The 1,814-nt window shown below is 49.2% G+C and carries 1 protein-coding gene and 2 pseudogenes; 1 reads left to right on the top strand and 2 read right to left on the bottom strand.

What is annotated here, in order from left to right; genetic code table 11:
* Window positions 1-607: pseudogene (locus tag C446_RS19680) on the top strand (hypothetical protein); the annotation flags it as partial.
* Window positions 608-722: 115 nt separating this feature from the next.
* Here the strand turns inward: C446_RS19680 and C446_RS16810 are convergent.
* Window positions 723-1,535, bottom strand: a complete 813-nt coding sequence (locus C446_RS16810; protein ID WP_006674327.1) for a DUF6498-containing protein — start codon at window positions 1,533-1,535, stop codon at window positions 723-725.
* Between the two features lie 75 nt (window positions 1,536-1,610).
* Window positions 1,611-1,814, bottom strand: a pseudogene (locus tag C446_RS18290) (IS6 family transposase); the annotation flags it as partial.

Below are 1,814 nucleotides of genomic sequence, written 5' to 3'. Positions count from 1 at the left end.
AAGACGGCGTCCAATTCCCTACAAGTCTCACGAAGAACAGTGGAGTGAACGCCTGAGAGGAGGATTAGATGACCTCGCAACGGAGCAGGTCGAAAGCTACGAGGAGTACTTTGACCGCGAAGCGCCCCCCGGTTTCGAAGCACAACCTCGTGGGGTAGGGACGCGCGGTATGAGTGATTTTTTCTATGTACAGGAAGACACCGGTACAGTATCTCTCGGAGGATTCGATGTTACCATTGGGGTTGGTGCTGGTGTTCAAGTTGAGGGCTCTACCAACTCAGGTCTCACAGCAGAAGTCTCAGCTGACGTGTTTTTGGAGATTGATGATGCATCGTTCTCGACTTCGATCTCCAGTTTCTCGATCGGATATGGTATCGACGACGATCGATATTGTGTGGGTCCTGTCGAGATTAGTCACAAAACACTTCCCGCCGACTTCGCAGGCAAAGTGTGTTTCACCGGTTCGTGGACAAGTTCCAACGGCAAACACGAGATTAGGTTTGGAGCCACGCCAGAATTATGTATAGATCCGTGTCCATCCCGATTTGACTGTAATATGTGTCAGTCTGCTAGCGGTGATTTGCCTGTTATTACGTTCGAGCTTTAATTTCCTAACTATACTACATATACTCATCTCGACCAGTCGTAACAGGTCGTATCATCATTTAGGCAGGTGTAAATCTGTAGAATACAGTAGGAACAATCACATCGTTTTGATCCAACTACGTTTGTTCTGATTGAGGTGGATCTGGGAGAAACCACGACGGGAACCCATCGGCAGGTGCCGATCGTTCTGCGTGAAACCGACCTCGTTCGAGAGTAAGTTTTAATGTCACAAACAGTACGTAAGGGAGCACCGCCGCAAATGTGTCAGAACCGACAAATTCCGCAATCAGCAGTCCAATCAAGAAGACAAAAACCAATAGCATGAGCCCACAGACATAGACAAGGATAAAACGGGCGGGTAGCTCGAGTATGATATACGCTGATATTTCTTCGTATTGCTGCGAGCGAATGTAGATTCGATATGCGGTGACGATGTGTATAACGATAAACAACAGCGCCGCTGCAAATATTGGTGCCGATGTAAATACTGAAAAGTTTGCGAGGAATGCCAGAAGATCACCTGTTGTGGATCCTGGCATCCCTCCGTCCGTAGTTCCTTCCAGCAGAGCGGCCCCACCCACGAAGATTGCAAACATGATAAAGACACACGATGGAATAATCACTCGCAGATTCCGCGGATAGATCGGAGGAAGTGGACCAATCTTTCGAGGTGTATTCCCCCAGAAATCACCTCCAAGGGGCTTGATAAGGACCGGCTGTTCCCGTTCCTCGTAGTGACTCCGTTGCTGGGCGAACAGAGCGAAGCCGCAGTACACGAGCCACAATGCTACAAGGTCAAGCCAGTAGAGCATGAAAACAGCCGCGTAGTCCCAGTCGAATAGGAAATATCCGACGACCGGTAGCAAGTTGGCGAGGGCAATCGCACCGAACTCGAAGCGGTCACCCTCGGTTCGCTGTTTGCCCACCATTCGAGTTACAATTCAGTTTGTTAATTCTAATATTATGGGTTTCGATATATTTTACGTTGCTCTTTTGCATCGTGTTTAGTTAAGCGAATTCCACCAGACTGCGAAGGCTTGCAGCCATGTTTCAGCGGTGGCTGGATCGACGTGACTAAAGCTATTGCTGAATGAGGATGGGCGTCGTTTTATCTCCCTAAAGACACGTTCGACGGCGTTCCGATTTCCGTGACGTTCGGTTTGAAATCGGAGCCCGGCTCGTTGCAATGCAGCCGCTAGATGGCTGTC

This window comes from Halobiforma nitratireducens JCM 10879, assembly GCF_000337895.1.
Lineage (GTDB): Archaea > Halobacteriota > Halobacteria > Halobacteriales > Natrialbaceae > Natronobacterium > Natronobacterium nitratireducens.
This window is presented reverse-complemented; position numbering and strand designations above follow the sequence as displayed.

Coding starts and splice junctions, on each gene's coding strand:
- C446_RS16810 (WP_006674327.1), bottom strand. CDS start 1,535: ATGGTGGGCAAACAGCGAACCGAGGGTGACCGCTTCGAGTTCGGTGCG.